26 protein-coding genes are annotated in these 24790 nt (G+C 66.1%); 7 read left to right on the top strand and 19 right to left on the bottom strand.

What is annotated here, in order from left to right; genetic code table 11:
- Positions 1-41 precede the first annotated feature (41 nt).
- Positions 42-701, bottom strand: coding sequence for a LysE/ArgO family amino acid transporter (locus ABB25_RS02975; RefSeq protein WP_057663518.1), 660 nt, complete (start codon positions 699-701; stop codon positions 42-44).
- A gap of 122 nt (positions 702-823) precedes the next feature.
- On the opposite strand from ABB25_RS02975, the gene ABB25_RS02970 reads away from it, so the two are divergent.
- Positions 824-1729 carry a LysR family transcriptional regulator ArgP gene (locus ABB25_RS02970; protein WP_057663515.1) on the top strand — a complete coding sequence of 302 codons (906 nt, stop codon included), beginning with the start codon at positions 824-826 and terminating at the stop codon, positions 1727-1729.
- A gap of 54 nt (positions 1730-1783) precedes the next feature.
- On the opposite strand, the gene sstT is transcribed toward ABB25_RS02970, so the two are convergent.
- The 5 genes from sstT to ABB25_RS02945 all read right to left on the bottom strand — a co-directional run bounded on the left by sstT (position 1784) and on the right by ABB25_RS02945 (position 7426).
- On the bottom strand, positions 1784-2992 hold the full coding sequence (gene sstT, locus ABB25_RS02965; RefSeq protein WP_057664429.1) for a serine/threonine transporter SstT: 1209 nt from the start codon (positions 2990-2992) through the stop codon (positions 1784-1786).
- Positions 2993-3100: 108 nt separating this feature from the next.
- The gene (locus tag ABB25_RS02960; protein WP_057663512.1) at positions 3101-4024 is read right to left on the bottom strand and encodes a M14 family metallopeptidase; all 924 of its coding nucleotides are present in this window, start codon (positions 4022-4024) and stop codon (positions 3101-3103) included.
- A gap of 225 nt (positions 4025-4249) precedes the next feature.
- Complete coding sequence (locus ABB25_RS02955) at positions 4250-5929, bottom strand: PA domain-containing protein (protein ID WP_057663509.1); 1680 nt, start codon at positions 5927-5929, stop codon at positions 4250-4252.
- The gene (locus tag ABB25_RS02950) at positions 5926-6342 is read right to left on the bottom strand and encodes a post-PEP-CTERM-1 domain-containing protein (protein WP_057663501.1); all 417 of its coding nucleotides are present in this window, start codon (positions 6340-6342) and stop codon (positions 5926-5928) included. Before ABB25_RS02950 ends, ABB25_RS02955 begins: the two co-directional genes overlap by 4 nt.
- Positions 6343-6547: 205 nt before the next feature.
- Positions 6548-7426 carry an acyltransferase gene (locus ABB25_RS02945; protein WP_057663498.1) on the bottom strand — a complete coding sequence of 293 codons (879 nt, stop codon included), beginning with the start codon at positions 7424-7426 and terminating at the stop codon, positions 6548-6550.
- 365 nt (positions 7427-7791) lie between these two features.
- On the opposite strand from ABB25_RS02945, the gene ABB25_RS02940 reads away from it, so the two are divergent.
- Complete coding sequence (locus ABB25_RS02940; protein WP_057663496.1) at positions 7792-8889, top strand: Glu/Leu/Phe/Val dehydrogenase dimerization domain-containing protein; 1098 nt, start codon at positions 7792-7794, stop codon at positions 8887-8889.
- 82 nt (positions 8890-8971) lie between these two features.
- Here ABB25_RS02940 and ABB25_RS02935 read toward each other — a convergent pair whose 3' ends face one another.
- A complete protein-coding gene (locus ABB25_RS02935; protein ID WP_083488072.1) occupies positions 8972-11776 on the bottom strand; it encodes an autotransporter serine protease in 2805 nt (934 codons plus the stop codon).
- A gap of 187 nt (positions 11777-11963) precedes the next feature.
- On the opposite strand from ABB25_RS02935, the gene ABB25_RS02930 reads away from it, so the two are divergent.
- The 4 genes from ABB25_RS02930 to ABB25_RS02915 all read left to right on the top strand — a co-directional run bounded on the left by ABB25_RS02930 (position 11964) and on the right by ABB25_RS02915 (position 14550).
- Positions 11964-13139 (top strand): thiolase family protein, encoded by a 1176-nt coding sequence (locus ABB25_RS02930; protein WP_057663492.1) that lies wholly within the window; start codon positions 11964-11966, stop codon positions 13137-13139.
- A 125-nt stretch (positions 13140-13264) separates the two neighbouring features.
- Positions 13265-13531 (top strand): hypothetical protein, encoded by a 267-nt coding sequence (locus ABB25_RS02925; RefSeq protein ID WP_057663489.1) that lies wholly within the window; start codon positions 13265-13267, stop codon positions 13529-13531.
- Between the two features lie 152 nt (positions 13532-13683).
- Complete coding sequence (locus tag ABB25_RS02920; protein WP_057663487.1) at positions 13684-14025, top strand: hypothetical protein; 342 nt, start codon at positions 13684-13686, stop codon at positions 14023-14025.
- A gap of 96 nt (positions 14026-14121) precedes the next feature.
- On the top strand, positions 14122-14550 hold the full coding sequence (locus ABB25_RS02915; protein WP_057663484.1) for a hypothetical protein: 429 nt from the start codon (positions 14122-14124) through the stop codon (positions 14548-14550).
- Positions 14551-14599: 49 nt separating this feature from the next.
- Here the strand turns inward: ABB25_RS02915 and ABB25_RS02910 are convergent, their stop codons facing one another.
- From ABB25_RS02910 to rlmD, 8 genes are all read right to left on the bottom strand, one after another.
- Complete coding sequence (locus ABB25_RS02910) at positions 14600-15844, bottom strand: FAD-dependent oxidoreductase (protein ID WP_057663481.1); 1245 nt, start codon at positions 15842-15844, stop codon at positions 14600-14602.
- 77 nt (positions 15845-15921) lie between these two features.
- A complete protein-coding gene (locus ABB25_RS02905) occupies positions 15922-16128 on the bottom strand; it encodes a cold-shock protein (RefSeq protein WP_057663479.1) in 207 nt (68 codons plus the stop codon).
- 88 nt (positions 16129-16216) lie between these two features.
- Entirely contained in the window at positions 16217-16963 is a 747-nt protein-coding gene (locus ABB25_RS02900; RefSeq protein WP_057663476.1) for an S-methyl-5'-thioinosine phosphorylase, read from the bottom strand.
- A gap of 119 nt (positions 16964-17082) precedes the next feature.
- A complete protein-coding gene (locus ABB25_RS02895) occupies positions 17083-17637 on the bottom strand; it encodes a hypoxanthine-guanine phosphoribosyltransferase (RefSeq protein ID WP_057663473.1) in 555 nt (184 codons plus the stop codon).
- Positions 17637-18644: a beta-N-acetylhexosaminidase gene (gene nagZ / locus ABB25_RS02890; protein WP_057663471.1), complete on the bottom strand. Its 1008-nt coding sequence runs from the start codon at positions 18642-18644 to the stop codon at positions 17637-17639. Before nagZ ends, ABB25_RS02895 begins: the two co-directional genes overlap by 1 nt.
- A 70-nt stretch (positions 18645-18714) precedes the next feature.
- Positions 18715-19407, bottom strand: coding sequence for a DsbA family oxidoreductase (locus ABB25_RS02885; protein WP_057664425.1), 693 nt, complete (start codon positions 19405-19407; stop codon positions 18715-18717).
- A gap of 36 nt (positions 19408-19443) precedes the next feature.
- Positions 19444-19947, bottom strand: a complete 504-nt coding sequence (locus tag ABB25_RS02880; protein WP_057663468.1) for a CYTH domain-containing protein — start codon at positions 19945-19947, stop codon at positions 19444-19446.
- A gap of 5 nt (positions 19948-19952) precedes the next feature.
- The gene (gene rlmD, locus ABB25_RS02875; protein WP_057663465.1) at positions 19953-21290 is read right to left on the bottom strand and encodes a 23S rRNA (uracil(1939)-C(5))-methyltransferase RlmD; all 1338 of its coding nucleotides are present in this window, start codon (positions 21288-21290) and stop codon (positions 19953-19955) included.
- Between the two features lie 112 nt (positions 21291-21402).
- On the opposite strand from rlmD, the gene ABB25_RS02870 reads away from it, so the two are divergent.
- Complete coding sequence (locus tag ABB25_RS02870; RefSeq protein WP_057663462.1) at positions 21403-22101, top strand: response regulator; 699 nt, start codon at positions 21403-21405, stop codon at positions 22099-22101.
- Positions 22102-22114: 13 nt separating this feature from the next.
- On the opposite strand, the gene recO is transcribed toward ABB25_RS02870, so the two are convergent.
- Genes recO through ABB25_RS02850 form a run of 4 tightly spaced genes read right to left on the bottom strand, consistent with a single transcriptional unit; the run spans position 22115 to position 24788 of the window.
- Positions 22115-22840 (bottom strand): DNA repair protein RecO, encoded by a 726-nt coding sequence (gene recO / locus ABB25_RS02865; RefSeq protein ID WP_057663459.1) that lies wholly within the window; start codon positions 22838-22840, stop codon positions 22115-22117.
- Positions 22841-22847: 7 nt separating this feature from the next.
- On the bottom strand, positions 22848-23744 hold the full coding sequence (era, locus tag ABB25_RS02860; RefSeq protein ID WP_057663458.1) for a GTPase Era: 897 nt from the start codon (positions 23742-23744) through the stop codon (positions 22848-22850).
- On the bottom strand, positions 23741-24421 hold the full coding sequence (gene rnc / locus ABB25_RS02855) for a ribonuclease III (protein ID WP_057663455.1): 681 nt from the start codon (positions 24419-24421) through the stop codon (positions 23741-23743). Before rnc ends, era begins: the two co-directional genes overlap by 4 nt.
- Positions 24411-24788 carry a DUF4845 domain-containing protein gene (locus ABB25_RS02850; RefSeq protein WP_057663452.1) on the bottom strand — a complete coding sequence of 126 codons (378 nt, stop codon included), beginning with the start codon at positions 24786-24788 and terminating at the stop codon, positions 24411-24413. Before ABB25_RS02850 ends, rnc begins: the two co-directional genes overlap by 11 nt.
- Positions 24789-24790: the final 2 nt, after the last annotated feature.

The raw sequence follows: 24790 nt of genomic DNA, 5'->3' as shown, positions 1-24790 counted from the left end.
CGGTGACGGTCAAGCCATCGGCTGCGATTGTGCGCTCCGGCTCACGCCGATACCGCCGGGGCCGCCTCGGGCAGGCCGCCGAAGGCCAGGCCCAGCGCCAGCACGCACAGGATCACCGCGATCGAGCCATCCAGCACACGCCAGGTGCGCGGCCGGGTGAACAGCGGGGCCAGCGCACGTGCGCCCAGGCCCTGCAGGGTCAGCCAGAGCAGGCTGGCACCGACCACACCGGCGGCAAAACTCATCCGCGCCGCGCCGAAATTGTCGGCAATCGAGCCAATCACCACCATGTCCAGCCAGAAGTGCGGATTGATGATCGAAAACCCGGCCGCAGCCAGCACCATCGCCTTGCGCGAATTGGCCTGGGTGTCATCCACCTGCAGGCCACTGCTGCCGGCAATCGCCCGCCGCGCCGACTGCAGCGCGTACCAGAGCAAAAACGCCACACCACCCCACAGCAGCACGCCGGTCAACCACGGCAGCGCCTCGGTCAGGCGGCGCAGCCCGGCCACGCTGGCAAAGATGAAAGCGGCATCGATCAGGGCGCAGGTGGCGATGATGGACAGGATGTGGTTGCGGGCAATGCCCTGGCGCAGGATGAAGGCGCTCTGTGCCCCGACCACGGCAAACAGGCCGATACCGGTAGCGGCACCACTGACCCAGGCGGTCAGGCCCGGGGTCGCTGTGAATTCGTTGAACATGGGAAACCTGCCGATTACTTCCAGGAGCGGCGTGGACCCAGCCGCTGAATGGGCGCATTGTCGCAATGCACCATAAGGAAGTTAAGCTAAACTTGGTTAACCAAATTAAGTAAGGCTAATGCATGCGTTTGGACCACGCTCAGCTTCGGGCACTCTGCGCGGTGGTACGCGAAGGCAGCTTCGAGCGTGCAGCGGCGGTGCTGCATGTGACGCCGTCGGCCATCAGCCAGCGCATCAAGGCACTGGAAGACCGGGTCGGCCGGCTGTTGGTGCAGCGCACGAGTCCAGCACGGGCCACCAGCGAAGGGCAGATCCTGGTGCGCCTGGCCGAGCAGACTGCCCTGCTCGAACACGATGCACTGAGCCGGATCGGCATCGATGCCGAGCATCTGCCACGCTCCTCGATCCCGGTGGCGGTCAATCACGACAGTCTGGAAACCTGGTTCCCCGAGGCCACGGTACTGTTTGCACGCAGTGCCACCGCCAGCCTGGACCTGCACGTGGAAGACCAGGACCACACCGCCGAGCTGCTGCGCCGGGGCGAAGTGCTGGGCGCGGTCACTACCCTGGCCGAGCCGGTACAGGGCTGCCAGATCCATGCCCTGGGGAGCATCCGCTATGTCGCCACCTGCACCCCGGAATTTCATGCCCGGTATTTTTCCAAGGGGGTCAATGCCGGCAGCCTGGCCAATGCCCCGGTACTGGTGTTCAACCGCAAGGATGACCTGCAGGCACGGCATGCACGCCGCCTGGCTGGTAACGACACGCCGCTGCAGCCACCGGTATGGTGGATTCCCTCCACCCGCGCCTTCGTCCATGCCAACCTGGCCGGCCTGGGCTGGACGATGAACCCGTTGCCGCTGGTGCGCAGGCATCTGGAAGCCGGGCGGCTGGTCTACCTGCGCCAGCGCGTGTACGAGGATGTACCGCTGTACTGGCAGCACTGGAAGGGCGATGTGCAGGGCATGGAAATACTGACCCGCGCGGTGACCAGCGCCTCGGTCGCACTGGTGCGCAAGCGCCGTTGAGGCAGGACATCAGCGGCCCGGATCCGGTCCGCCAGCGTCGGAGCGCTCAGCCGCTCACTCGTTGCCGGCCTGCTGGCGCTGGCATACCGCGGCGGTGAACACCACATCGGTAGAGGAATTCAAGGCCGTCTCGGCCGAGTCCTGCACCACCCCGACCACAAAGCCCACCGCCACCACCTGCATGGCGATATCGTTGTCGATGCCGAACAGGCCGCAGGCCAGTGGAATCAGCAACAGCGAACCACCCGGCACACCGGAGGCGCCGCAGGCTCCCACTGCGGCCAGCACGCTGAGCAGCAGCGCCGTGGGCAGATCCACCGCAATGCCCAACGTATGCACGGCAGCCAGGGTCAGCACGCTGATGGTCACCGCGGCGCCGGCCATGTTGATGGTGGCTCCCAGCGGAATCGCCACCGAGTAGGTCGACTCATGCAGGCCCAGCTTCTGGCACAAACGCATGTTGACCGGGATGTTGGCCGCCGAGGAGCGGGTGAAAAACGCGGTGATGCCGCTTTCACGCAGGCAGGTCAGCACCAGCGGGTAAGGGTTGCGCCGGGTGACCAGCAGCACGATCAGCGGGTTGACCACCAGGGCCACAAACAGCATCGCCCCGACCAGCACCATCAGCAGCCGCAGGTAGCCGGCCAGCACTTCCAGGCCACTGCTGGCCAGGGTCGAGGCGACAATCCCGAAGACACCCAGTGGCGCCAGCACGATGACCCAGCGCACCACGGTGGTAATGGCACGTGCCAGGTCGCTGACCACCTGGCGGGTGGTGTCGCCGGCCTGGCGCAGGGCCAGGCCCAGCGCCACACCCCAGGCCAACAGGCCGATGTAATTGGCATTGACCAGGGCGTCGAACGGGTTGGAGAACACCTGCAGCAGCAGTGTCTGCAGCACCTGGCCGATGCCCGAAGGCGCACTGGCCTGCGCACTGTCCCCCTGCAGCACCAGGGTGGTCGGAAACAGGAAACTGGCAGCCACCGCCACCAGTGCTGCAGCCACGGTGCCAACCAGGTACAGGCCCAGAATCTGGCGGATGTGGCTGCCACCGGCTGCACGCTGGCTGGCAACGGCCGCGGTGACCAGGACCAGCACCAGCACCGGGGCCACCGCCTTCAGCGCGGAGATGAACACCGTCCCCAGCAGCCCGACCGCCTGCCCGGCACCGGGCCAGGCCAGGGCCAGCACGATGCCCGCCAGCAGGCCAATGACAATCTGGGGGATCAGGCCCAGGCGGAACGGTGTTGCGGCAGTAGACATCGGGTCCGGCTCATCGATGGAGTCGGGCCATTGTGCCTGCAAACCAACGCCGCGCACCTGCCGTCAGTCACCGCACCGGCGCGGCGCCAGCGTACACGGCGCCGCTACTCAGGCGTGGGCCAGCGCGTAATCCAGGGCTGCGCGTACGGCTGCCACCTGGGCGGCATTGCATTGCTGCGCGGTGGCTTTCGGGCTGTCCGGATACACCTCGGTGGTGGTCACGAACGGGGCATCGGTCATCCCGGCGCACAGTCCGATGGAGCGACACGGATAGTTGATCACGCCATGGGCGACCACCTTGTCGCCGATGATCTCGCCGTTCTCGTCGGCCGGCGCGATATGCGTCACCGCCGCAACGGCCGCGATGATGGCCTGCTGGAAACCGGGCTGGGGCTTTTCACTTTCGCCAACCAGGTAGAAACCATCGGGAATGCTGCCGGCAACGAACGGCTTGCCATCGCGTGCAGCCAGCGCCGGGCGGAATTCGCTCTCGTCACTGTCGGTGGTTTCATGCAGGTCGATATGCACCCGCACCGGTTCGGCAATGCTGGCCAGCAGGGTCATTGCCGCGGCCGCTTCCGGTGCCGGGCTGTCGGCCACAAAGGAACGATTCGGATCCACGGTCAGCGCGTTCCAGCGCTGGATGCGCTCATAACCCCAGGGGCTGATGCACGGCAATACCAGCAGGTTGTACTTGCCGGCGTACTCGTCACCGTGCTGTTCGACAAACTGCAGGGCGCCATGCACGCCACTGGTTTCATACCCATGCACACCACCGGTCACCAGCGCCACCGGCAGGTCCTGGCGCCAGGGTTGGCTGCGCAGAGCCAGCAACCGGTACTGGCCATCGCCGTAGTCAAGCTGGCCATAGCACTGCACCTGCCACTTGCCGGCCAGTGCCTGGACCCGCGTCACCACCTCATCGGCGTAGCTGCGCTGCACCTGCTGCAGGGCCTGCCAACGCGCCTTTTCCGGCGCCCCCCACGGTTGTCCGGCCACACCGATCGCGTTGATCTGCTCAATCGAAGTCATCACTGTACCTGGTACAAAAAATACAAGGCACAAGGTTAACACCGGCATCGCTGCCAGCCCTGTCCGTGCACCGCCGGCAGCAGTGGCATCCGTGGGCTGGTGCCTTGTGGGCAGCACTGCCCCGCCTGCCTGCCACGTTGCGCGGCCCCAGCAACAGCAACGGGCGCCCTCAGGCGCCCGTTGCTGTTTCAGCATCAACCCGCAGGGGCGGGCACCGGCAGCTGCTTACAAGCTGCCGGCCTTGGTGGCACAGGTACGTACCTTGAGCCGATCCGCCGAGCTGATCAGACCCAGGTCACGCAGGTCGTCGGCGACGTTGTTCATGCACGACAGGTAGCGCACGCGGTTGCCGTTGGCCGCTACCCGGCACACGTTTTCATTGGCCACCAGGTTGGCACCGATCAGCAGGCCCGGGTTGGTGAAGCGGGCAATACCGGTATCACAGCCATTGATGCGGGTGGTGCTGGTATCCACCCCCCAGCCAATGTCGTTGAACAGCGCCAGGGTCAGGTCGACGATGTAGGCGCCATTGGTCGAGGGCGTGTTGGCCGGCTCCATCAGCGCATCGGGCTTGAGGGCGGTTTCAAAGTGCGAGAACGACGAGCCGCTGGCCACCGTGGCCGGCGCATACAGCAGTGCACGCCCCTGGGCATCGGCACCGGCCAGTTGCCCGGCAACGGTTCCCAGGCGGGCCTGCAGTTCACCGCCCGCCAGGATCTGGGTGGCGGCGGCCAGGTTCACGCTGATGGTCGGAATCGTCGCGGTCACGCTCGGGTCTTCGGCCATGCCCGGTGCGGTGCCCGGATCGGCCGAAGTCGCCACGTTGCCGATAATCACGCCCACCGCGCCGGCATTCTGCGCATTGACCGCCTTCGGTTCGAAGGAACAACCGCCGCGGTTGATGTAGGCGATCCTGCCCGTCAAGCTGCCGGCCTGCAGTGGCTCGCAGGCATCGGCGGTATCGCCGGCGCCGTCATTGACCACCACCAGCGGGGCATTGAAGTTGGCCGTACTGGCCGTCGGGCCGAACGAGGCCACGCCGAAGAACTGGGTCACCAGCGGCGTACTGCCGCCACTGACTTCCAGCACCGTGGCCGGATCCAGCCACAGCGCGGTCTGGGCGCTGGTCTGTGCCCCCGCCCAGGCCGGTGCGCCACGGGTACGGATCGACAGCGCGCGCATGGCCGGAGTCATCGCCGCGTCGTCGAAACGGCGGGCCTGCAGGTTGTCGAAGGCATTGGTGGTGTAGGCATCGCTGTAACCGCGGTAGGCGGTGATGCCGGTGCGCTCACCGAGCACGCCGCTGGTGTAGCCGACAAAGCCGGAAAAACCCAGACCGTGGGCAATTTCATGGATGACCACATCCAGGAAATTGATCTGCCCGGCCGGGGTATTGCCATCCAGGCCGTAGTACCAGCCCGAACCGGTCATGCATGGCGTACCGTCGGCATTCTGCCCGCCCAGGTTGGCATTGAAGCGGCTGGTGATGTCAGTCACGGCCCCCGGGTTGATGTTGCTGCCGGACACGGCATTGGCCAGTGCACCGTGGAAAATCATCCCCGGCGCATTGGCTGTCGGCGGCGCTGCAGCCACCCAGGAGGCACCGGCCGAACCCAGCGTGCCACCGGTGGCCGTGCAGGCCAGCCCCTGGAAACTGGCACCGACCTTGACCGGCACCGTGCTGGTCAATACCGAGCCCAGCAGGTCGGCGGCAAACTTGTAGACGATCTGGCGCTGCTGGCCGACGGTGGTACCGGGATTGCCGCCCACCGGATTGATCACCCGCGGGTCATTGAGCCCCTGACCGGCCGGATCCTGGTTGACCAGCTGGATGTTTACCGCTGCCTGGGCGCTGGCGCTGGCCAGCAACAAGGCGGTTGCCGAAGCAAGCAGGGTCTTGTTCATTCGCTGACCTCCTGTGCCGCCACCGGGTGGGCATCGCTTTCGGTAATGACCAGGGTTCCATCCGCGTTCAACTGTGCGCTCATCGAATGCATCGCCGACAACGGCAGGCTGGCCACACTCATGCCATTGGGCAGCACCCGCAGGGTCTTTTCGGCCTCGGCGCCGGTCAACGGGATCGCCGCCCAGGCAGCATTGGCGCGTTGCCCGCTACGTGCAGCGGCGGCCGCTTCGCTCTGCGCCTTGGCCGAGAGCTGGGCAATTTCGGTATCGGTCAGGCGGCGCAGCTTGCCGGTGCGCGCATCGATACCGGCCATCATCGCGTCTGCTGCCGCAGGTTCCGGCGCAGGCTGCTGGGCCCACGCACCGGCAGAACACAGGGCCGTACCGAGTACGGCGAGAGCATAGAACTTCATGTAAGTGGTACTCCACAGCAGAAAGCCGGAAGACACGCCCGTAAACCCCCACGTCGACACCATGGCCGGCGATCCATCGTGCCGCCACAGTGTGAACACAATCACAACACTCATGCAATATTCAGGATGGGAAAGTTGCCGCACTGCCCCCAGCGGAACGCGGCCAATGAAAAAGGCGCCATCCCGGCGCCTTTTTGCCTGCCGCTCAGCCCTGCAACAAGCGGCTGATCTGCTGGTCTTTTTCTTCCCAGAGGGTGTTCATCCAGTGCTGGAAGCGAACCCGGAACTGACGGTCGCCCTGGTAATCGCCATCGACCAGTTCGGCCGGAATCGGCCGCTGGCGGACCAGCACCTTCACCTGGGGAACGCGGTTGCCGATCAGGTCGATCATCGAGGGCCGACCGGCCGGGTAGACCAGGGTGACATCGATGACCGACTGCAGCCCGGAGCCCATCGCATCGAGCACGAAGGCTACGCCGCCGCTTTTGGGCTTGAGCAGGTGCTGGTAGGGCGACTGCTGGCTGGCATGCTTGGCTGCGGTCATCCGCGTGCCTTCGACAAAGTTCATCACCGAAACCGGGATATCGGCAAATTTGGCGCAGGCCTTGCGCGTGGTTTCCATATCCCGCCGACCCAGTTCCGGGTTGCGTGCAATCTGCTGGCGGCTGTAACGACCCATGAACGGAAAATCCAGCGCCCACCACGCCAGGCCCAGCACCGGCACCCAGAACAGGGAACGCTTCAGGAAAAACCGCAGCAGCGGGATGCGGCGATTGAAGACCTTCTGCAGCACGACGATATCGACCCAGCTCTGGTGGTTGGCCAGCACCAGATAGTGGCCATCGCGCTGCAGACCCGCCGGCAGGTCCACCTGAAAGTCGGTCCGGGTAAAAGCGCCAATCATCGCGCTGTTGACCGCAATCCAGCTCTCGGCCAGGCCGGTCAGCAGCGGGTTGAACCAGCGCCGCAGGCCAGCAAACGGCAGCAGGGCCTTGACCAGGGCCAGCAACACCAACGGCGGCACATGCACCAGCGTGTTCAGGGCAATCAACGAAACAATGACGACAACACGCAGCCACAACATGGGGCACCGGGGATCCGCAACAAAAATTGGTGCACAGGGTACAACGATGGCTCCTGCAATGGCGCACGCCACGCAGGCAGCGCCCGCCCCTGCTCGGCGGCAATGCTGGGCCGGAAATGGCGCTGGCCGCCACCACCGGCCCGAGCCCGGCCGGCGCCAACCACCTGCCCTGCGCCATCAGCGCGCCGCCACGGCGATGTGCACACACCATTGCCAGCAGCGGCAGCAGACTCTGCTCCGTGCCCATGCAGCCAGCGGCAACTGTGCCTACAATGCCAGCCAGCAGCGACACCACCCCCCCGGTAGTGATCGCTTTTTTGTTTCCCCCACGCCCCCGCCGACACGCTTTCGGAGCCGTTTCCACGATGATCTTCGACATCCTGAGCAGCGCTGGCCACGAACAGGTGGTTTTCTGCCACAACCCCGATGCGGGGCTGCGCGCCATCATCGCCCTGCACAACACCACCCTGGGGCCGGCCCTGGGAGGGGTACGCATGCGCGCGTATGCCACCGAGGCCGAGGCACTGGATGATGTGCTCAAGCTCAGCCGGACCATGACCTACAAAAATGCAATGGCCGGGCTCAATGTCGGTGGCGGCAAGGCGGTGATCATCGGCGACCCGAAAACCGACAAGACCGAGGTGCTGTTCCGCGCCTTCGGGCGCTATGTCGATGCGCTGGGCGGACGCTACATCACCGCCGAGGATGTCGGCACCGATGTCACCGACATGGAGCACATCTACCTGGAAAGCGCGTTTGTCACCGGCGTGCACCAGGCCCATGGCGGCTCCGGTGATCCGGCCCCGTTCACCGCCTATGGCGCGCTGCAGGGCATGCGCGCGACCTGTGCACGGCGCCTGGGCCATGAGGACCTGTCGCGGCTGCGCATCGCCATCCAGGGCCTGGGCCACATCGGCATGGAACTGACCAAGCTGCTGCGCGACCACGGCGCGACCCTGCTGGTCAGCGACCTGGACCCGGCACGGGTGGCGCGTGCGGTCAATGAGTTCGGCGCCACTGCGGTCGATCCGGAACAACTGCTGGACACCCCGGCCGACCTGTTCTGCCCCTGTGGCCACGAAGCGGCGCTCACTGCCGACAGCGTGGCCCGGCTGCAGGTGCAGATGGTCTGCGGCACCGCCAACAACCAGCTCGGCGATGCCCAGGCCGGGCAGATCCTGGCCGGGCGCGGCATCCTGTATGCCCCCGATTACGTGGTCAACGCCGGCGGGGTGATGAACGTGTCACTGGAGCTGGATGGCTACAACCGCGAGCGTGCGATGCGCCTGATCCGCTCCATCCACAGCAACCTGGGCAAGGTGTTCGACCACGCCGAGCAGCACGGCTGCACCCCGCAACAGGCTGCCGACCGGATCGCCGAGCAGCGCCTGGCTGCGATCGGCAAGCTGAAACTGCCGCTGGGCCGTGCTACCCCGCGGATGAGCCGGCTGCGTGGCGAGTAAGCCGCTGCCGGCGGCTCCGGCCCGCCATCGCGGGCCGGGCGGAGCTCCCCGGGACAGCCGATGGCCGCCCGACGGTCACCGCTCAGAAGCGGCTGTGCCAGGAAAGATGCGCCGCGTGACCGTCGGCCCAGCCTCCCAGGCGATGTTCCAGACCCAGCGACAGCCAGCCCCAACCGGCAAACGGGCGTGCCAGCTCCACCCCGACCAGCCCCTGTGACTGCCGCAACGCCGCGGTATCCAGCGCCGACCATGCATCCACGACGCGGTAGCGCGCCTGCCAGTCCAGCCCCCGGGCCTTGAGCACCTGCTGCCATTGCAGCTGGGCATCCAGTTGCCAGCCTGCCAGCTGGGCACCGGTGCGCAGACCGGCACTGGCGGTCAGTCTCCGGGCATCCAGTGCCGTGGCCTGCAGGCCCAGCCCGACCGTATCGGCTTCCGTAAAACCACGGCTGCGGACCTGCTCCCAGGCCGTGCCCAACCAGGGTTGCCACTGCCAACGGCCATGCTGCCAGCGCTGGCCCGCCTCCAGTGCCACGCTGTGCAGGTCGGCGTCATAGCGTGCCTGCGCATCCAGCACCTGGCTGCCCAGCTGCAGGCGGCGGTCGATACGCCGGTCCACCCGGCCACTGGCAGCCGTTGCCAGCCAATGACGGTCACCGTGCTGACCCGCCAGCCACAGGTGCGCCTGGGTCTGCCGATCCTGGCCCCGGTCGCGTTGATCCACTGCATTGAGCCGGCTTTGCCCGAACGCCAGGCCCACCTGCAGCCCGCTGGTCAACGCCACACCGTGGCCCTGCAGCCAGCCGCTGGCCTGCCAGCCGCTGCCAAGCTGGCCGTTGCCCTGGCGCTGCGCCGGTTGCAACCGCCAGCTGCCCTGCCCCTGTTGCGTGGCGACCTGCCCTGCCAGTGCACGACGGTCATTGCCGATCAGCTCGATGCTGGCGGCCAGCGCCTGCCCGTGCAGGTCGCCGGACAGGCTGTCCAGGGTCTGCGCGGCTGCGCCGGTGCTGGTGATGGCCTGGATATCGCCGGCCGCACGCACGAAACCATCGGGGATCACGACATCGCTGCCGGCCCCGTCCAGGCGTTTGAAGGCAGCCTCCAGGCGTTGCGCCGAGCCGAGACTGGCCGGCGTGATCGTGCCCAGCGCCATCGCGGTGGCCGTCACATCCAGGCGGTTCAGGGTCAGGCTGACGGCATCGGCGCGGTAATCCAGGCGGCCATCGATGAACACGGTCGAAGCCGGTGCGGTGAGTGCGGCAAATTGCCCCGCCACACCGCCGCCGGCGCGGACGATGTCATAGCTCTGGCCCAGGCTGACGTAATCGCGCTTGCCGGTAACGCTGACCGCACCGCCCTGCAGCGTGGCCGTGCCGGCCACCTCCAGCCGGTCGCCGGCCTGCAGGATCAGCACCGCGTTGCTGCCATGCTGGTAGTCCCCGCCGACCTGTACCACGCCACTGCCGGCCGGGTGCAGGTGCAGGCTGCCGCGGTTGTCGACCGAGCCGCCGACCGACTCTCCGATCAGCAGCCGTCCGGGCTGGCTGATGGTCACCGCCGTGTTGCCCAGTGCGGTGGCTTCCAGGGTGCCTCCGAGCACCTGGGTACGGCCGCTGTAGCTGTGCTGGTCGGCGCCCAGACGCAGATGACCGTCACCGCTGACGGTCAGGCCACCAGTACCGGACAACGGATTGCCCCATTCGGAAACCTGCCCGCGCATGTCCACGGCCAGTTCGCCGAAATCCAGACGCTGCGGCCCCTTGATCGCCGCGGCGATGTTGAGCAGGCCATTGCCAAACACCGCATCCACGCCGGGGCTGCCCAGATCGGTGGCTGTACCCAGCAGGGTCTGGCGCACCGCATCGTTGGAAAAATACGGGAACGCCTCCCATACCAGGGCGGCCGCACCAGACACCAGCGGCGCGGCGTAGGAAGTGCCACGCCCGTAGTAGTAATCCGGTGCCGTGGCACTGGTGGCCTTGGGGTCGACGTACACCGCCGTGCCCGGTGCGACCAGGCAGTAACGGGCGGCCAGTCCACAGGCATTGGAATAGCTGGCCAGCTGGGTGGGGCTGGCGGTATCCAGCGCCGCCACCGTCAGCCAGCCACGCTCCAGATCGGCAGCCGGCAGGCTGCCCAGCGAGCCGGGCTGGCTGGGCAGGGCCGCCATGTCCGTGGGGTCGGCACGCCCTTCATTGCCAGCGGCAAACACCACCAGGCCATCGTTGTTGGCGATGAACGGCCGGTACTCGCTGGCAATCGCCGCGGTGGCACTGCTGTTGTTCCAGTACAGGCCACCCCAGGAGTTGTTCATGATCCGCATGCCGGCGGCAATCAGATCGTTGTGCACACCGAGCAGGCCCAGCGCACCGTTGACCTCGTTGCCCTGCCCCGAGCCATCGTCGACCGGCGCCTTGTCGGCAATGATGCGTGCCGACAGCACGCCCGCTCCGGGGGCAATCCCGCCCGGCCAACTGGCCACCGCATTGCCGGCGGCCAGCTGCGCGACCACCGTACCGTGGCCGACCACATCATCGACCCGCAGGTTGTTGGTATTCGGGTTCAGGTAGGTGTAGTTGGCCAGCACGCGACCGGCCAGCGCCGGATGGTTGCGGTTGACCCCCGAATCAATGATGCCGATCCGGATCCCCGCGCCGGTCAGCCCCGCAGCACGGGCCGCCTGCGCCCCGGTCAGTGCCAGGTGGGCGTCGAAGTCCGGTTGTGGATAGCTTGCCGGCGGCGGAGAGGGCGGCGCCGGGGGCGGAACCGGTGCCGGAGCCGGCGGTGGATCAGGCCGGGTGCCTCCGCCCCCTCCGCCACAGGCCGACAACACCAGGCCCAGGCTGCCAGCCAGCAGCGCCAACGGGACATTGTGATGCACTTTCATTACCTCTCCCCAGGTATTGACAACCGATTCGGTCGCCCCCCGCATCAGGCTAGGATGCAGCGGTCCAGATACTGCCTATACTGCGTGATCTTTGCCGAATTTGGCAGGGATGTACCGTTGGTCCAATGGCCCGGCCCGGCTCCCGGCTTCACCATCTTTCGATAGCTCTTTCCACGGAAACATCGCAATGACCCAAATCGTCATCACCGCCGCCAAGCGCACTGCCATCGGTTCGTTCCTGGGCCAGTTCAATGGCGTTCCTGCCACCACTCTCGGCGCTGCCGCGATTGCCGCCGCCGTCGAACAAAGCCAGTTGCCTGCCGCGCAGGTCGATGAAGTGATCATGGGCTGCGTCCTGCCGGCCAACCTCGGCCAGGCACCGGCCCGCCAGGCAGCCATTGCTGCCGGGCTGCCGCTGTCGGCCGGTGCCACCACCATCAACAAGGTCTGCGGCTCGGGCATGAAGGCGATCATGCTGGGCGCCGACCTGATTGCCGCCGGCTCGGCCAAGGTTGTGGTCGCCGGTGGCATGGAATCGATGTCCAATGCACCGCACATGCTTCCCAACTCACGCAGCGGCAACCGTTACGGCAATTTCCAGGCAGTGGACCACATGGCCTTCGACGGCCTGACCAATGCCTATGACGGCCAGCCGATGGGCGTGTTTGGCGAAGATTGCGTCAGCAAGTACGGCTTCAGCCGCGAAGACCAGGATGCGTGGGCGATCCAGTCGGTCCAGCGCGCGCAGGCCGCTGCCGCCAGCGGTGCCTTCGCCGATGAAATCACGCCGGTCACCGTGGCCAGCCGCAAGGGCGAGGTGCAGCTCAGCGTCGACGAGCAGCCGGGCAGGAGCGACATCGGCAAGATCCCGACACTGCGTCCGGCCTTCAAGAAGGACGGCACGATCACCGCCGCCAGCTCGTCATCGATTTCCGATGGTGCCGCCGCGCTGGTCCTGATGTCGGCCGATACCGCCGCCGCCCAGGGCATTGCGCCGCTGGCGCGGGTGGTGGCCCACGCCACCCACTCGCAGGAGCCGGAGTGGTTCACCACCGCCCCGATCGCCGCGATCGAAAGCGTTTTGGCCAAAGCCGGCTGGAATGTTGCCGATGTTGACCTGTTCGAGATCAACGAAGCCTTTGCCGTTGTTGCGATGGCGCCAGTCAAACAGCTTGGCCTGGATCCGGCCAGGGTCAATGTCAACGGGGGTGCCTGTGCATTGGGCCATCCGATCGGTGCTTCCGGCGCCCGTCTGGTTGTGACCCTGGTCAATGCTTTGCGCAACCGAGGCCTCAAGCGTGGCGTTGCATCGCTCTGCATTGGCGGCGGCGAGGCCACCGCGCTTGCCATCGAGTTGATTTGATTGGAAATTGCAGCAAACCTCAAAAAATGAATAGGGGGGCGCTTGACTCTCGAATCAGCCTCGTCATCATTGTCTACGCCGCGCGAAATCGCGCAGCCCCACCAAACCACTCAAGGAATACTCACATGAGCATCAACAAGCTGCTGATCGCCCTGGCCCTGGGCCTGGCCCTGACCGCCTGCGCCAAGCAGGAAACCGCTGAAGTCGCCGCCGTCGAAGCCCCGGCCGCTGAAGCCACCACCGAAGTCGCTGCTCCGGAAGCTCCGGTTGCTGAAGAAGCCACCGCTGCCGACGCCGCTGCTCCGGCTGCTGAAGGCACCGACGCCGCTGCTCCGGCTGCTGAAGGCGAAGAAGCTGCTGCTCCGGCTGCTGAAGAAGCCCCGGCTGCCTGATTTGTCCGCCAGCCACTGGCTGGCGACAAACAAAGCATGAACCGTCGACCAATGGTCGGCGGTTTTTTTTTGCCCGGGTCATTGCTTTGACATCTTCTGAATGTGCACCTGCCTAGGATGCGAACCCGTCCCACCCACCATTTGGAGATGCAATGAAGACCCTTAACATCGCACTGATCGGTTTTATCGCCCTGGGCCTGGCTGCCTGCTCCAAACAGGATCGTGCTGCCGAAGCAGCTGCCGATGCTCGCGAAGTTGCCAATGAAGCCCAGCAGACCGCTGATGAACTCAAGGCCGAGGGTGCTGCCACCGCAGAAGTAGCCCAGAACGCAGCCGATACTGCGCACAATGCGGCTGATCATGCGTTGGATCAGGCCCAGCAGGCCGCTGCCGCGACCACGGCTGATGCCGCCGATGCCGCCAAGGACGCCGCACAGGCTGCCGAGGATGTTGCCAAGGAAGCCAAGAGCGCCGCCGAAGAAGCCAAGCCGTAACAGCGCTTCCGACAACAACGGCCGCCGGGAGCCATTCCGGCGGCCGCTTTACGTGTCCTGTCTTTGTTTGTTCCATCCCTTCATCGAGGCATCGTCATGAAGCACACCACTACCCTGCTGTTTGCCGCCACCTTTGCGCTGGGCCTGACCGCCTGCAACAAGCCGGAAGCCGAGCAGGCAGCCGACCGTATTGAAGCTGCCGGTGACGATGCTGCCGCAGCGACCCGCGATGCGGCAGAACGCGCTGCGCAGGCGACCCGCGAAGCGGCGGCCAACACCGAACAGGCACTGGACAATGCCGCTGCCAACACCGAGCAGGCCCTGCACAACGCAGAGAGCAAGACGGAGAACGCGTTGGATAATGCTGCCGCGCATACCCAGCAAGCGGCGCATGAAGCAGGCGATGCCGTCCGCGATGCGGCCGCCAAGGCGGCGCAGGGCACGGCCAACGCCGCACAGACTGTCGCCGACAAGGCGCAGCAGACTGCCGACAAGGCCAAACAGGCTGCTGACGACAATCCCTGAGCGCTTGGTTGTCCGCCTCAACACCGCTGTCAGCGATGACGGCGGTTTTTCATTCCGGCCCGACCCTGTCCCGGTGTTGCTGCAGGATCTGCACGAACTCATCGGCCAATGCCAGTTTTCCCAGCACACCTGACTGGGTACCGCTGAGCACACGCAGCAGGTGTCCCTTGCCTGGTGGCAGATGTCCCAGAGGCCCCAGCAGCAGGTCGCGCATCACCGCCAGGCTGTCCAGATCGGATTGGAACAGCGGGGTAAGCCAGCGGCTCCAGAACTGGTAGATGCGTATATGCGAGCGACGGATGCGCTGGTAACTGGCCAGCGCCTGATCGACATCGTGCGTGTGCAGCAGCTGCTCGGCCAGGGTCCAGGCATCAAGCAAGGCCATGTTGACCCCCTGCCCCAACTGCGGGCTCATCGCGTGTGCCGCATCGCCGGCCAGCACCAGCCTGCCGCGCGACCACGCACGCACCACCGCATCACGGTAGTTGGCGCGCAGCAGTTGCCCGTGGCTGGAGATTTCCTGCAGCTGCCCGGCGCACTCCGGCCACAGCTGGGCCAGCTCCTGTTTCCAGTGTGACAACGCCTGCTGTTCCCATGCCTGCTGCGCATCACTGCGCAGCGACCAGAAGAAGCTGAGCTTGGCATGGGGATCCCCCGGCCGCGTTCCCACCGGCAACAGCCCGGCCATCTTGTGGGTACCGCTGTAGCGCTGCCGCAATTGATCACCATGCTCCCACTGCGCAGCATCAAGCAGGCACCAGCGTGCGCCCCAGGGATAGGCACGATCACGCCGGACCGGGGCAGGCACGCTGCGCAGGCAGGAGTTGGCGCCGTCAGCGGCGATGATCAGATCAAACGGGCCGTAGTGGCGGCCCTGCTGGTCTCGGATATGGCGCAGGTCAGGCGTAACCTCGACCACGCGGGTGCCGGCATGCAACTGGCCCCGCGGTTGCCAGGCCGCATCCAGCAGCTCGAACAAGGCCCCACGCTGCATGCCCAGCCCGTACAGACGCCGGTCCAGCTGCTCATAACGGATGTCCATCACCGTTTTGCCGCTGGCCGATTGGCCAAACAAGCGGCTGACGATCGCGCCATGGCGCAGCGTCTGGTCCAGCAGTCCCATCTGCCACAACACCTGCAGCCCGCTGGGTTGCAGCAGGAAGCCCGCGCCTACCGGGCCAGGCTCGCCGGCCTGCTCGAACACCTGCACATCGACACCGTTACGCCCGAGCAGTACCGCCAAGGCTTGTCCCGCCGTGCCATAACCGATGATGGCTACCGTGCTTACCGGCATCTGTTCCCCCACCGCCAACGCCCGAAAAAAAACCCCGTCTGTCGCCAGACGGGGTTGTCTCGTGAAACCGGACTGGATCAGTCGATCACGGTAATGTTCGAAGCCTGGGCACCCTTCGGGCCTTCGGCAACGTCATAGCTTACGCGCTGGCCTTCCTGCAGCGAGCGAAAGCCCTTGGCACTGATCGCGGAGAAGTGCGCAAACACATCGGCGCTGCCATCCTCCGGAGAGATGAAGCCAAATCCCTTGGCGTCGTTGAACCACTTGACGGTACCGTTCGGCATGGTGATGCGTGACCTTTAACAAATGAATGGATGATGTACGTGATGACGCGTACCGCCAGAGTATGCAAAAGCCTCACGCACGAATCAATCATTCCTTGAGCAATTGGGCCACAAGTGCCGGCAACCCCGCCGAAGCGGCAGCAACATTGGCCAAAACCTCGTCCATGGTGATTTCTTCATCACCGGCACAACCGGCAGCCCAGTTGGCGACGATGGCCAGGCAGGCGTAGTCCAGGCCAGCCTCGCGCGCCAGCCCCGCCTCCGGCATGCCGGTCATGCCGACCAGATCACAACCATCACGACGCAGGCGGGCGACCTCGGCATTGGTTTCCAGCCGTGGGCCCTGGGTGGCGGCATAACAGCCACCATCGACCACCTTCACCCCGGCACGGGCGGCGGCGGCCAGAACCGCACGCCGCAACGACGGCGTGTACGGCTGGCCGAAATCCACATGCAGCACCTCGCTGCCTTCCTCTTCGCAGAAAGTGGCGATGCGCCCCCAGGTGTAGTCGATCAGCTGGTCGGGGCAGCCCAGCACCTGCGGCCCCCAGTTTTCAGTGATGCCCCCGACCGTGTTCAGGGCCAGTACCCGGCGCACGCCCAGCTGCTTGAGCGCAGCGATATTGGCGCGGTAATTGATCCGGTGCGGGGGAATCGAATGCCCTTCGCCATGGCGGGCCAGGAACGCCACCCGCTGCCCGGCCAGGGTACCGATCCGGATCGGGCCGGAAGGCTGACCGTAGGCCGTATCCAGCTGCACGGTGCTGACATCATCCAGTTGGGTAAGCGCATACACGCCGGTACCGCCAATCACAGCCAAGGCAATGGGTTGCATGGGACTCCAGACAAAAGGGTGGCCTGGCGGCTGGCGCCAGGCAGATCAAGCCGCCAGCGGGCCGCAACGGCCCGCCGGGTGGGCCGGCGCTGGCCTGCAGGCCAGCGCCGGGCGCGCCATCAGGCCTGCTTCATCGCATAGATGGCCGGCAGCGTACGCAGGCTCTCGTCGATGTCCATGCCAAAACCGAACACGAAACGGTCCGGCAGCTGCACGCCGGCGTAATCGGCCTTGACATCACCCAGGCAGCGCTCGTGCTGCTTCACGGTCAGCACCGCAATGCGCACATCGGTGGCGCCCTGCTCCAGGCACCACTGGCGCACGCCCTGCAAGGTGAAACCCTCATCCAGGATGTCATCGACCAGGATCACCCGGCGGCCGTACAGCGAGCTGACCGGGCGGTGCTTCCAGACCAGCTGGCCGCCGGTCTCGCCGTGGTAGCGCGAGGCCTGCAGGTAATCAAACTGGACATCCTGGCCGCGCTCGCCCAGGGCCAGTGCGAGCAGGCCGGAGAACGGCAGCGCGCCATTCATGATCGACACGAACACCGGGATCTCGCCCTTGTAATCGCGGGCAATGGCGTCAGCGATCTGCGCGATGGCCTTGTCGATGGTGGGACGGTCGACCAGCAGGTCGGCCTGGGCCACGGCTTGTTCAAGAGTGAGTTTGGACATCAGACGGTTCTTCCAGGAGTTTCAAACAAAAGGGATTGTGCGCCGGGGTAGCGTGAATCAGCCAGCAGGCCGGCCCAGCCAAGGGCGCCGCGGCCGAGCAGGGCCGCTACCGCAGCCGTATTCAGGGCCCGGCCCTGGACCGCGTCCAGTGCCGGTTCGACCAGCTCCGGGTGGCAGACCAGCACCAGGTCACAGCCGGCATCCAGGTGGGCGTGCACGCGGGCAGCCACTCCGCCGGCCTGGAACGAGGCGGCCATGCCGATATCGTCCGAAACCACCACGCCGCGGAAACCGAGCTCCTCGCGCAGCACCTGGTTGATCCAGCGCGCCGAACAGCCGGCCGGTGCCGGGTCGACCTGCGGGTAGACCACATGCGCCATCATCACCGCATCGGCACCGGCGGCAATACCGGCGGCGAACGGAACCAGGTCATGCGCCCGCAACTGCTCCAGCGAGCGGTCATCGCGGGCGATGGCCACATGGGTGTCCTCGCGCACGGTGCCGTGCCCGGGGAAATGCTTCAGGGTGGCCGGCATCCCGGCCTCGTGCATGCCGGCGACATAGGCGGCCAGGCATTGTGCGACCACGGCCGGATCGGCATGGAAGGCGCGGTTGCCAATGGCCAGGTTGCCGTGGCCCACATCGGCCACCGGCGCAAAACTCAGGTCCAGGCCGCTGGCGCGGATCTCGCTGGCCATCAGCCACGCATGCTCGCGCACCCGCGCCAGGCTGCCGCCAGGATCAGCCGCGAAGTTGTCTGCCAGTTCCTGCAACGGCGGCAAGGTGCTGTAGCCATCACGAAAACGCTGGACCCGGCCACCTTCCTGGTCCACGGCCACCAGTACCGGGCGCGGGCTGGCCGCGCGGATCGCTGCGGTCAGCTCGGCAACCTGCTGGCGCGAGGCAAAATTGCGCGCAAACAGGATGACGCCGGCAACGGCATCATGCTGCAGCCATTGCCGCTCGACTGCATTCAATTCGGTCCCGGCGACGCCGATCACCAGCATGGAGAGGATCCTCGATTACGCCGCACCGGCCGGCGCGGTCGGCCATTGTCGCAGATGCATCCAGCCCGTGTCAGAGGCTGCAGCCGTCATCGTTGCATCCGGACCCGGCAGGTTGAGCCGGTTGCAACCCTGTTTCAGCGGCAATCTGGCGCAAGGCCTGGACAAAGGCCGGCACCGGTTGCGCACCGGCCACCGCCCATTGCTGGTTGATCACGAAGGTCGGCACCGAGGTGATCCCCAGCGCCGGCCCCTGGGCCAGTTCGGCGCGCAGTTGCGGCAGGCCTTGCTCACCGGCCAGCCAGTGCGCAATCCGCGCGGCCGACAGCCCGCCGGCCATCCCGGCCTCGGTCAGCACCTGCAGATCGGCCAGATTGCGGCCATGGGCGAAATGCGCCTGGAACAGCGCCTCGGACACGGCCTGGGGGTCCCCTTCCGCAGCGGCAAGCTGCAGCAGGCGGTGGGCCTGCAGGGTGTTGACCTTGACCTGGCCCTGGTCAAAATCCATCGCCAGGCCATCGGCACGCGCCTGGGCCTGGACCGTGGCCAGCAGCTGCTCGGTACGCTCAGGCCCACCGAATTTGGCGGCATAGGCCTGGCGCAGCGGCACCGGCTCGCTGCTGGCCTCAGGGTCCAGCTGGAAGGCACGCCAGCGCACGCTGACCGGCCCGAACGCCGGCCCCAGCTGTGCCAGCGCTGCCTGCAGCCGGTGCTTGCCTATCCAGCAGAACGGGCAGGCAAAATCGGACCAGATATCGATGGTGATCACGGGCTTCTCCAATGCAGGCGCAGCGGGCACGGTTCAACCGCGCTCGCTGCTGCTCCAGCGGCAGTAGGGGTAGTCGGCCAGGGCAAGGTTGTAGTAACGACGCTGGTCGGTGACTTCGGCAGCGGCCCAGTCCGGCTTGACGAACACCTCGTCGGCCGCGTCGAGCTCGACTTCGGCCACCACAAGGCCGGCGTTGTCACCGAGGAACTCGTCCACTTCCCACAGGTGCAGGCCGACCTGCACCAGATGCCGGCGCTTGTGCACCAGACCGCCCACACACAGCGCCAGCAGCTGGCGTGCATCGGCCACCGGCAACGGATACTCGAACTCCTGGCGGGTATGGCCCGGCTCGCACGACTTGATGTTCAGCCGCGCCGACTCGCCCTCCAGGCGTACCCGTACCGAGGCCTTCTGGCCACCGGCCTTGATCGCATCAACCGGATTGAGATAGCCCTGGGCCATCTCGATCACCGCATGGGCCTGCGCCTTCCAGGCATCACCGCTGACCAGGAACTTGCGCTCGATTTCGATGGCCATGGGCTTCAGCGCTTCTCGAACACGGCGATCGATTCCACATGCGCGGTATGAGGGAACATGTCCATCGCACCGGCACTGACCAGGGTAAAGCCGCGTTCGTTGACCAGGTAGCCGGCATCGCGGGCCAGCGAACCGGGGTGGCAGCTGACATAGACGATGCGCTTGAACTGCTCCAGCGGCAGCTGCTGCAGCACATCGATGGCGCCGGAGCGCGGCGGATCCAGCAGCAGCTTGTCAAAGCCCTGGCGCATCCACGGGGTGTTGCGCTGATCCTGGGTCAGGTCGGCGGCAAAGAATTCGGCATTGTCCAGGCCGTTGCGCTGGGCATTTTCCCTGGCGCGGGCGACCAGGCCGGCATCGCCTTCGACACCGACGACATGGGCCACGCCACGGGCCAGCGGCAGGGTGAAGTTGCCCAGGCCGCAGAACAGGTCCAGCACGCGTTCGCCCGGCTGGGCGTCCAGCAGCGCCAGCGCGCGCTCGATCATGGCCACGTTCAGCTTGGCGTTGACCTGGATGAAATCCAGCGGCCGGAACACCAGCTCCACATCCCACGGCGCCAGCCGGAAGGACAGCTCCGCGCCGGCTTCCGGCCACAGCGGGTGCACGCTCTCGTTGCCACCGGGCTGCAGGTAGATGGCAAAACCGTGCTGCTGGCCGAAGGCGGTCCACGCAGCCTTGTCGGCCTCGCTCATCGGCTGCAGGTGGCGCACCGTCAGCGCAATGGCGGCATCGCCGGCGATGAACTCCACCTGCGGGATGTCGCGCTTGCCTTCCAGGCTTTCGATGAACCCGGCCAACAGCGACACCTTGTCACCGATTTGCGGAATCACCGTATGGCACTGGCTGATGTCGGCGACAAAGCGTGGATCCAGCTCGCGGAAGCCGACCAGGGTCTTGTCCTTCTTCTCCACCCGGCGCACCGAGAAGCGGCCCTTGCGCCGGTAGCCCCAGCTGTCGCCGACCAGTGCCGGCAGCACCTGGCCCGGGCTGACATGGCCGATGCGCTGCAGGTTGTCCATCAGTACGCGCTGCTTGGCAATGATCTGCTGGTCTTCGGCCAGATGCTGCAGCACGCAGCCGGCACACACGCCGAAATGGGCGCAGCGCGGCTGTACCCGGTGCTCGGAGGCAACAAGCACCTGCACGGTGCGCGCCTCGTCAAAATGCCGGCTCTTGGCGCTCTGTTCGGCCATCACCGTCTCCCCGGGCAAGGCCCCGGTGATGAAGGTGACCTTGCCACCCTCGCCTTCACGTCGGGCCACACCGCGGCCATCGTGGCTCAGGTCCAGGATCTCGGTCTGGAAAGGGGTCTTGTCAATGCGGGAGCGGGAACGGGCCACGGCGACACTACAACTGAACAAAAGGGCGCCCATTGTCGCAGAAGCAACCAGCCGCCGTTGCACTTGCCCAGGCACTGCCACAGAATCACCACTGCTGAAAAGGATGACAGCCATGCACCAGACTCCCCCCCCGTTGCCGCGCCTGTTGTTGATCGAGGATGACCTGATCAGCCGCAGCTTCCTGCAGACCGCGCTGGAAGCCCTGCCCGCACAGGTCGATTGCGCAGAAACCCTGAAGGGCGCGCTGGACTGCGCCGGCCAGCACGACTACGCGTTGTGGCTGATCGACGTCAACCTGCCCGATGGCCGCGGCAGTGACCTGCTGGAGCAGTTGCGCCGCTACCACCCGCTCACCCCGGCACTGGCGCACACCGCCGACACCTGCGATGCGCTGGCACGGCAGCTGCGCGATGACGGCTTTGAAAACGTACTGGTCAAGCCGCTGAGCCGCGAATCCCTGCTGCGCTCGGTGCGCGCCGCGCTGCCTCCGGTGGCAACCGACCTGCAGGCGCTGCCGGCCTGGGATGAGGCGCGTGCGCTGTCGGCCCTGAATGGCCAGCAGGCGCATATCAAGGCCCTGCGTGACCTGTTCATGGGCGAACTGCCCAGCGTGCGCGATGCCATTGCCCAGGCACTCCGCGATGAGGACCGCGGCCAGCTGCAGCAGCAATTGCACCGCCTGCAGGCCAGCTGTGGTTTCGTCGGCGCCGCACGGCTGGGCGCGGCGGCAGCGCAGCTGCAGCAGCAACCGGAAAATCCGGCAGCGCGCGCCAGTCTTACCCAGGCGATCCACCAGCTGCTGCTCAACTGAGCCAGCGCCGGTTTCAACGCGCCAGACTGGCCGCCATCTGCCACGACTGCAGGCCACGCGCGCCCAGATGATGGGCCAGCAGGGCCCGCATCGGCAGGCGCAGGCTGGCCAATTCCTGCGCCGGCGGGCATTGGTCATTGGCCAGCGCGATGATCGCCGCACCGGCCGCCGTTGGCTGACGGCTGTCAGCCGGGGTACGTCGCAGCCCGTGTTCGGGATCCAGCAGATAACGCGCACCCGGCTCGATCGACGCGCCGTCGCAATCCTCGTGCAGATCCATGCCCAGGCCCAGTTCGATCAGCAGGTCGCGCTCGAATCGACGCAGTGCCCAGGCCAGGCCACTGCCCTCGCCCAGCTGCTGGCGGACTTCGGCATAGGCGCGGTACAGCCCCGGCAGCGGGTCCTGCCGCGGCACCAGGCGCAGGATCAGTTCATTGACATAGAAGGCCGGCAGCCAGGCCGGACCGGCCAGACGCGGCGAGGTATCCAGCGGCTCGGCGCCGCGCAGCTGCCCCAGTTCGCCCTTGGGCACATACGCCAACCCAACCCACTGCCACGGCTGCAGTGCCGCGCGCAGTGGCTGCGCCCGCGCCGAGGCAAGCCCTCGGGCAATCAGGCCCAGGCGCCCGTGCCGGGCGGTCAGCACTTCCACCAGCAGGCTGGTTTCGCGCCACGGCCGGGTATGCAGCACAAAGGCCGGCGCTTGCACCAGCTGGGCACTGGCATCGACACCGGCCATGGGCGGCTTACTCGTAGCCGAAAGCCTTCAGTGCGGACTCGTCGTCCGACCAGCCCTCACGCACGCGCACCCAGGTTTCCAGGAACACCTTGGCACCGAACAGACGCTCCATCTGCAGGCGGGCCTTGGCACCGATTTCCTTCAGGCGGATGCCCCCCTTGCCGATCACGATCGCCTTCTGGCCTTCGCGCTCGACCCAGATCACCGCACCGATGCGCAGCAGGTTGCCGTCCTCGGCAAAGCGCTCGATCTCCACCGTGGTGGCATACGGCAACTCTTCACCCAGCTGGCGCATCAGCTGCTCGCGCACCAGTTCACCGGCCAGGAAACGCTGGCTGCGGTCGGTGATCTCATCCTCGCCGAACATCGGCGGGGCCTCGGGCAACAGCCCCATCAGGTCCTTGACCAGGGCCTCCAGGCCCTTGTGCTTCTGCGCCGAGATCGGGTGCACCGAGGCAAAGGTACGACCTTCACTGATCTGCGCGATGAACGGCAACAAGCTGCCCTTGTCCTTGATCCGGTCGATCTTGTTGACCACCAGCACCACCGGGATGCCGGCATCCTCCAGCACCTTGCAGGCCAGGCTGTCCTCTTCATCCCAGCGGCCGGCTTCGATCACCAGCAGGCCGACGTCCACCCCTTCCAGCGCACCGCGCGCGGCGCGGTTCATCACCCGGTTCATCGCCCGCTTCTGCACCCGGTGCAGGCCGGGGGTGTCAACCAGCACCAGCTGGCCTTCCGGGAAGGTGGCAATGCCGAGCAGGCGGTGCCGGGTGGTCTGCGGCCGGTTGGAGACAATGCTCACCTTGGCACCGACCAGGGCATTGGTCAGGGTGGATTTGCCGACATTGGGCCGGCCGATGACGGCAACACTGCCGCAACGATGATGGGGGTTATCGCTCACTTCGGTTCCAATTGGGCCAGGGCGGCCGCAGCTGCCTGTTGCTCGGCGATGCGCCGCGAGGATCCCTCGCCTTCGCTCACCATTGTGGGGTCGAGGAGGGTACACCGCACATGGAAGTGCTTGGCGTGATCATCGCCCGATTCGGAAATCAATTCATAATTGGGCAGGTGTCTCTGCCGTGCCTGCAGCCATTCCTGCAGGCGGGTCTTGGGATCCTTGTCCGGCTTGCCGGTTGCCGGCAACTCGGCGATCGAGGCCTCGAACCACGGCATCACGACCGCGCGGCAGGCTTCAAAGCCCGCATCCAGATAGATCGCGGCGATGATCGCCTCCACCGCATCGGCCAGGATCGAATCGCGGCGGAAACCGCCGGATTTCAACTCCCCCGGTCCCAGCTGCAGACGCGGGCCCAGCTCCAGCTGCCGGGCAATCAGCGCCAGCGCGCTCTCGCACACCAGCGCCGAACGCGCACGCGTCAACGCGCCCTCATCGGCCTTGGGCCAGCGTTCAAACATGGTCTGCGCGATCAGCAGGTTGACGATGCTGTCGCCCAGGAATTCCAGACGCTCGTTGTGCGGCACACCGGCACTGCGATGGCGCAGCGCCTGTGCCAGCAGGTCCGGATTGGCAAACCGGTGGCCGATCCGGTCCTTGAGGTAAACCTGTTTAGTTGCCACCGCTGCGCGTCAACTCCTGCTCGGCCTGGAAATGGCCCACGACGTCGAGATTGCCCATCATCGGCTTGCGCACCTCGTAACTGACTTTCATCTTCCAGCCACTGGCGATGCGCTCGAACTTAACATCGCGCGGCTTGACGCTGTCCGAATAGCTCATGTCCAGACGACGGAAGAACAGGTCCTGCGCCCGTGCCGGGTCCATGTTGCCGCTGCCCGGCTCCTGGGCAACGCCCTTCATTGCCGCCTTGACGGCATAGAACTCCTGGTACATCGGCAACAGCTTCATGCCGACGAACAGGGCAAAGCCGACCACCACCAGGATGGCCAGGAAGGAGGTCAGTGTGATCCCCTGCTGCTTGCGCTTCATGT

It is taken from the genome of Stenotrophomonas koreensis, assembly GCF_001431525.1.
Taxonomy (GTDB): domain Bacteria; phylum Pseudomonadota; class Gammaproteobacteria; order Xanthomonadales; family Xanthomonadaceae; genus Stenotrophomonas; species Stenotrophomonas koreensis.
Note: the sequence above shows the minus strand (reverse complement) of the source record. Positions and strands in the feature narration are given on the sequence as shown.

Excerpts from the sequence above, each read along its gene's own strand:
- ABB25_RS02975 (WP_057663518.1), bottom strand. The coding sequence starts at position 701 with ATGTTCAACGAATTCACAGCGACCCCGGGCCTGACCGCCTGGGTCAGT.
- ABB25_RS02970 (WP_057663515.1), top strand. The coding sequence starts at position 824 with ATGCGTTTGGACCACGCTCAGCTTCGGGCACTCTGCGCGGTGGTACGC.
- sstT (WP_057664429.1), bottom strand. The coding sequence starts at position 2,992 with ATGTCTACTGCCGCAACACCGTTCCGCCTGGGCCTGATCCCCCAGATT.
- ABB25_RS02960 (WP_057663512.1), bottom strand. The coding sequence starts at position 4,024 with ATGACTTCGATTGAGCAGATCAACGCGATCGGTGTGGCCGGACAACCG.
- ABB25_RS02955 (WP_057663509.1), bottom strand. The coding sequence starts at position 5,929 with ATGAACAAGACCCTGCTTGCTTCGGCAACCGCCTTGTTGCTGGCCAGC.
- ABB25_RS02950 (WP_057663501.1), bottom strand. The coding sequence starts at position 6,342 with ATGAAGTTCTATGCTCTCGCCGTACTCGGTACGGCCCTGTGTTCTGCC.
- ABB25_RS02945 (WP_057663498.1), bottom strand. The coding sequence starts at position 7,426 with ATGTTGTGGCTGCGTGTTGTCGTCATTGTTTCGTTGATTGCCCTGAAC.
- ABB25_RS02940 (WP_057663496.1), top strand. The coding sequence starts at position 7,792 with ATGATCTTCGACATCCTGAGCAGCGCTGGCCACGAACAGGTGGTTTTC.
- ABB25_RS02935 (WP_083488072.1), bottom strand. The coding sequence starts at position 11,776 with ATGAAAGTGCATCACAATGTCCCGTTGGCGCTGCTGGCTGGCAGCCTG.
- ABB25_RS02930 (WP_057663492.1), top strand. The coding sequence starts at position 11,964 with ATGACCCAAATCGTCATCACCGCCGCCAAGCGCACTGCCATCGGTTCG.
- ABB25_RS02925 (WP_057663489.1), top strand. The coding sequence starts at position 13,265 with ATGAGCATCAACAAGCTGCTGATCGCCCTGGCCCTGGGCCTGGCCCTG.
- ABB25_RS02920 (WP_057663487.1), top strand. The coding sequence starts at position 13,684 with ATGAAGACCCTTAACATCGCACTGATCGGTTTTATCGCCCTGGGCCTG.
- ABB25_RS02915 (WP_057663484.1), top strand. The coding sequence starts at position 14,122 with ATGAAGCACACCACTACCCTGCTGTTTGCCGCCACCTTTGCGCTGGGC.
- ABB25_RS02910 (WP_057663481.1), bottom strand. The coding sequence starts at position 15,844 with ATGCCGGTAAGCACGGTAGCCATCATCGGTTATGGCACGGCGGGACAA.
- ABB25_RS02905 (WP_057663479.1), bottom strand. The coding sequence starts at position 16,128 with ATGCCGAACGGTACCGTCAAGTGGTTCAACGACGCCAAGGGATTTGGC.
- ABB25_RS02900 (WP_057663476.1), bottom strand. The coding sequence starts at position 16,963 with ATGCAACCCATTGCCTTGGCTGTGATTGGCGGTACCGGCGTGTATGCG.
- ABB25_RS02895 (WP_057663473.1), bottom strand. The coding sequence starts at position 17,637 with ATGTCCAAACTCACTCTTGAACAAGCCGTGGCCCAGGCCGACCTGCTG.
- nagZ (WP_057663471.1), bottom strand. The coding sequence starts at position 18,644 with ATGCTGGTGATCGGCGTCGCCGGGACCGAATTGAATGCAGTCGAGCGG.
- ABB25_RS02880 (WP_057663468.1), bottom strand. The coding sequence starts at position 19,947 with ATGGCCATCGAAATCGAGCGCAAGTTCCTGGTCAGCGGTGATGCCTGG.
- ABB25_RS02870 (WP_057663462.1), top strand. The coding sequence starts at position 21,403 with ATGCACCAGACTCCCCCCCCGTTGCCGCGCCTGTTGTTGATCGAGGAT.
- recO (WP_057663459.1), bottom strand. The coding sequence starts at position 22,840 with ATGGCCGGTGTCGATGCCAGTGCCCAGCTGGTGCAAGCGCCGGCCTTT.
- ABB25_RS02850 (WP_057663452.1), bottom strand. The coding sequence starts at position 24,788 with ATGAAGCGCAAGCAGCAGGGGATCACACTGACCTCCTTCCTGGCCATC.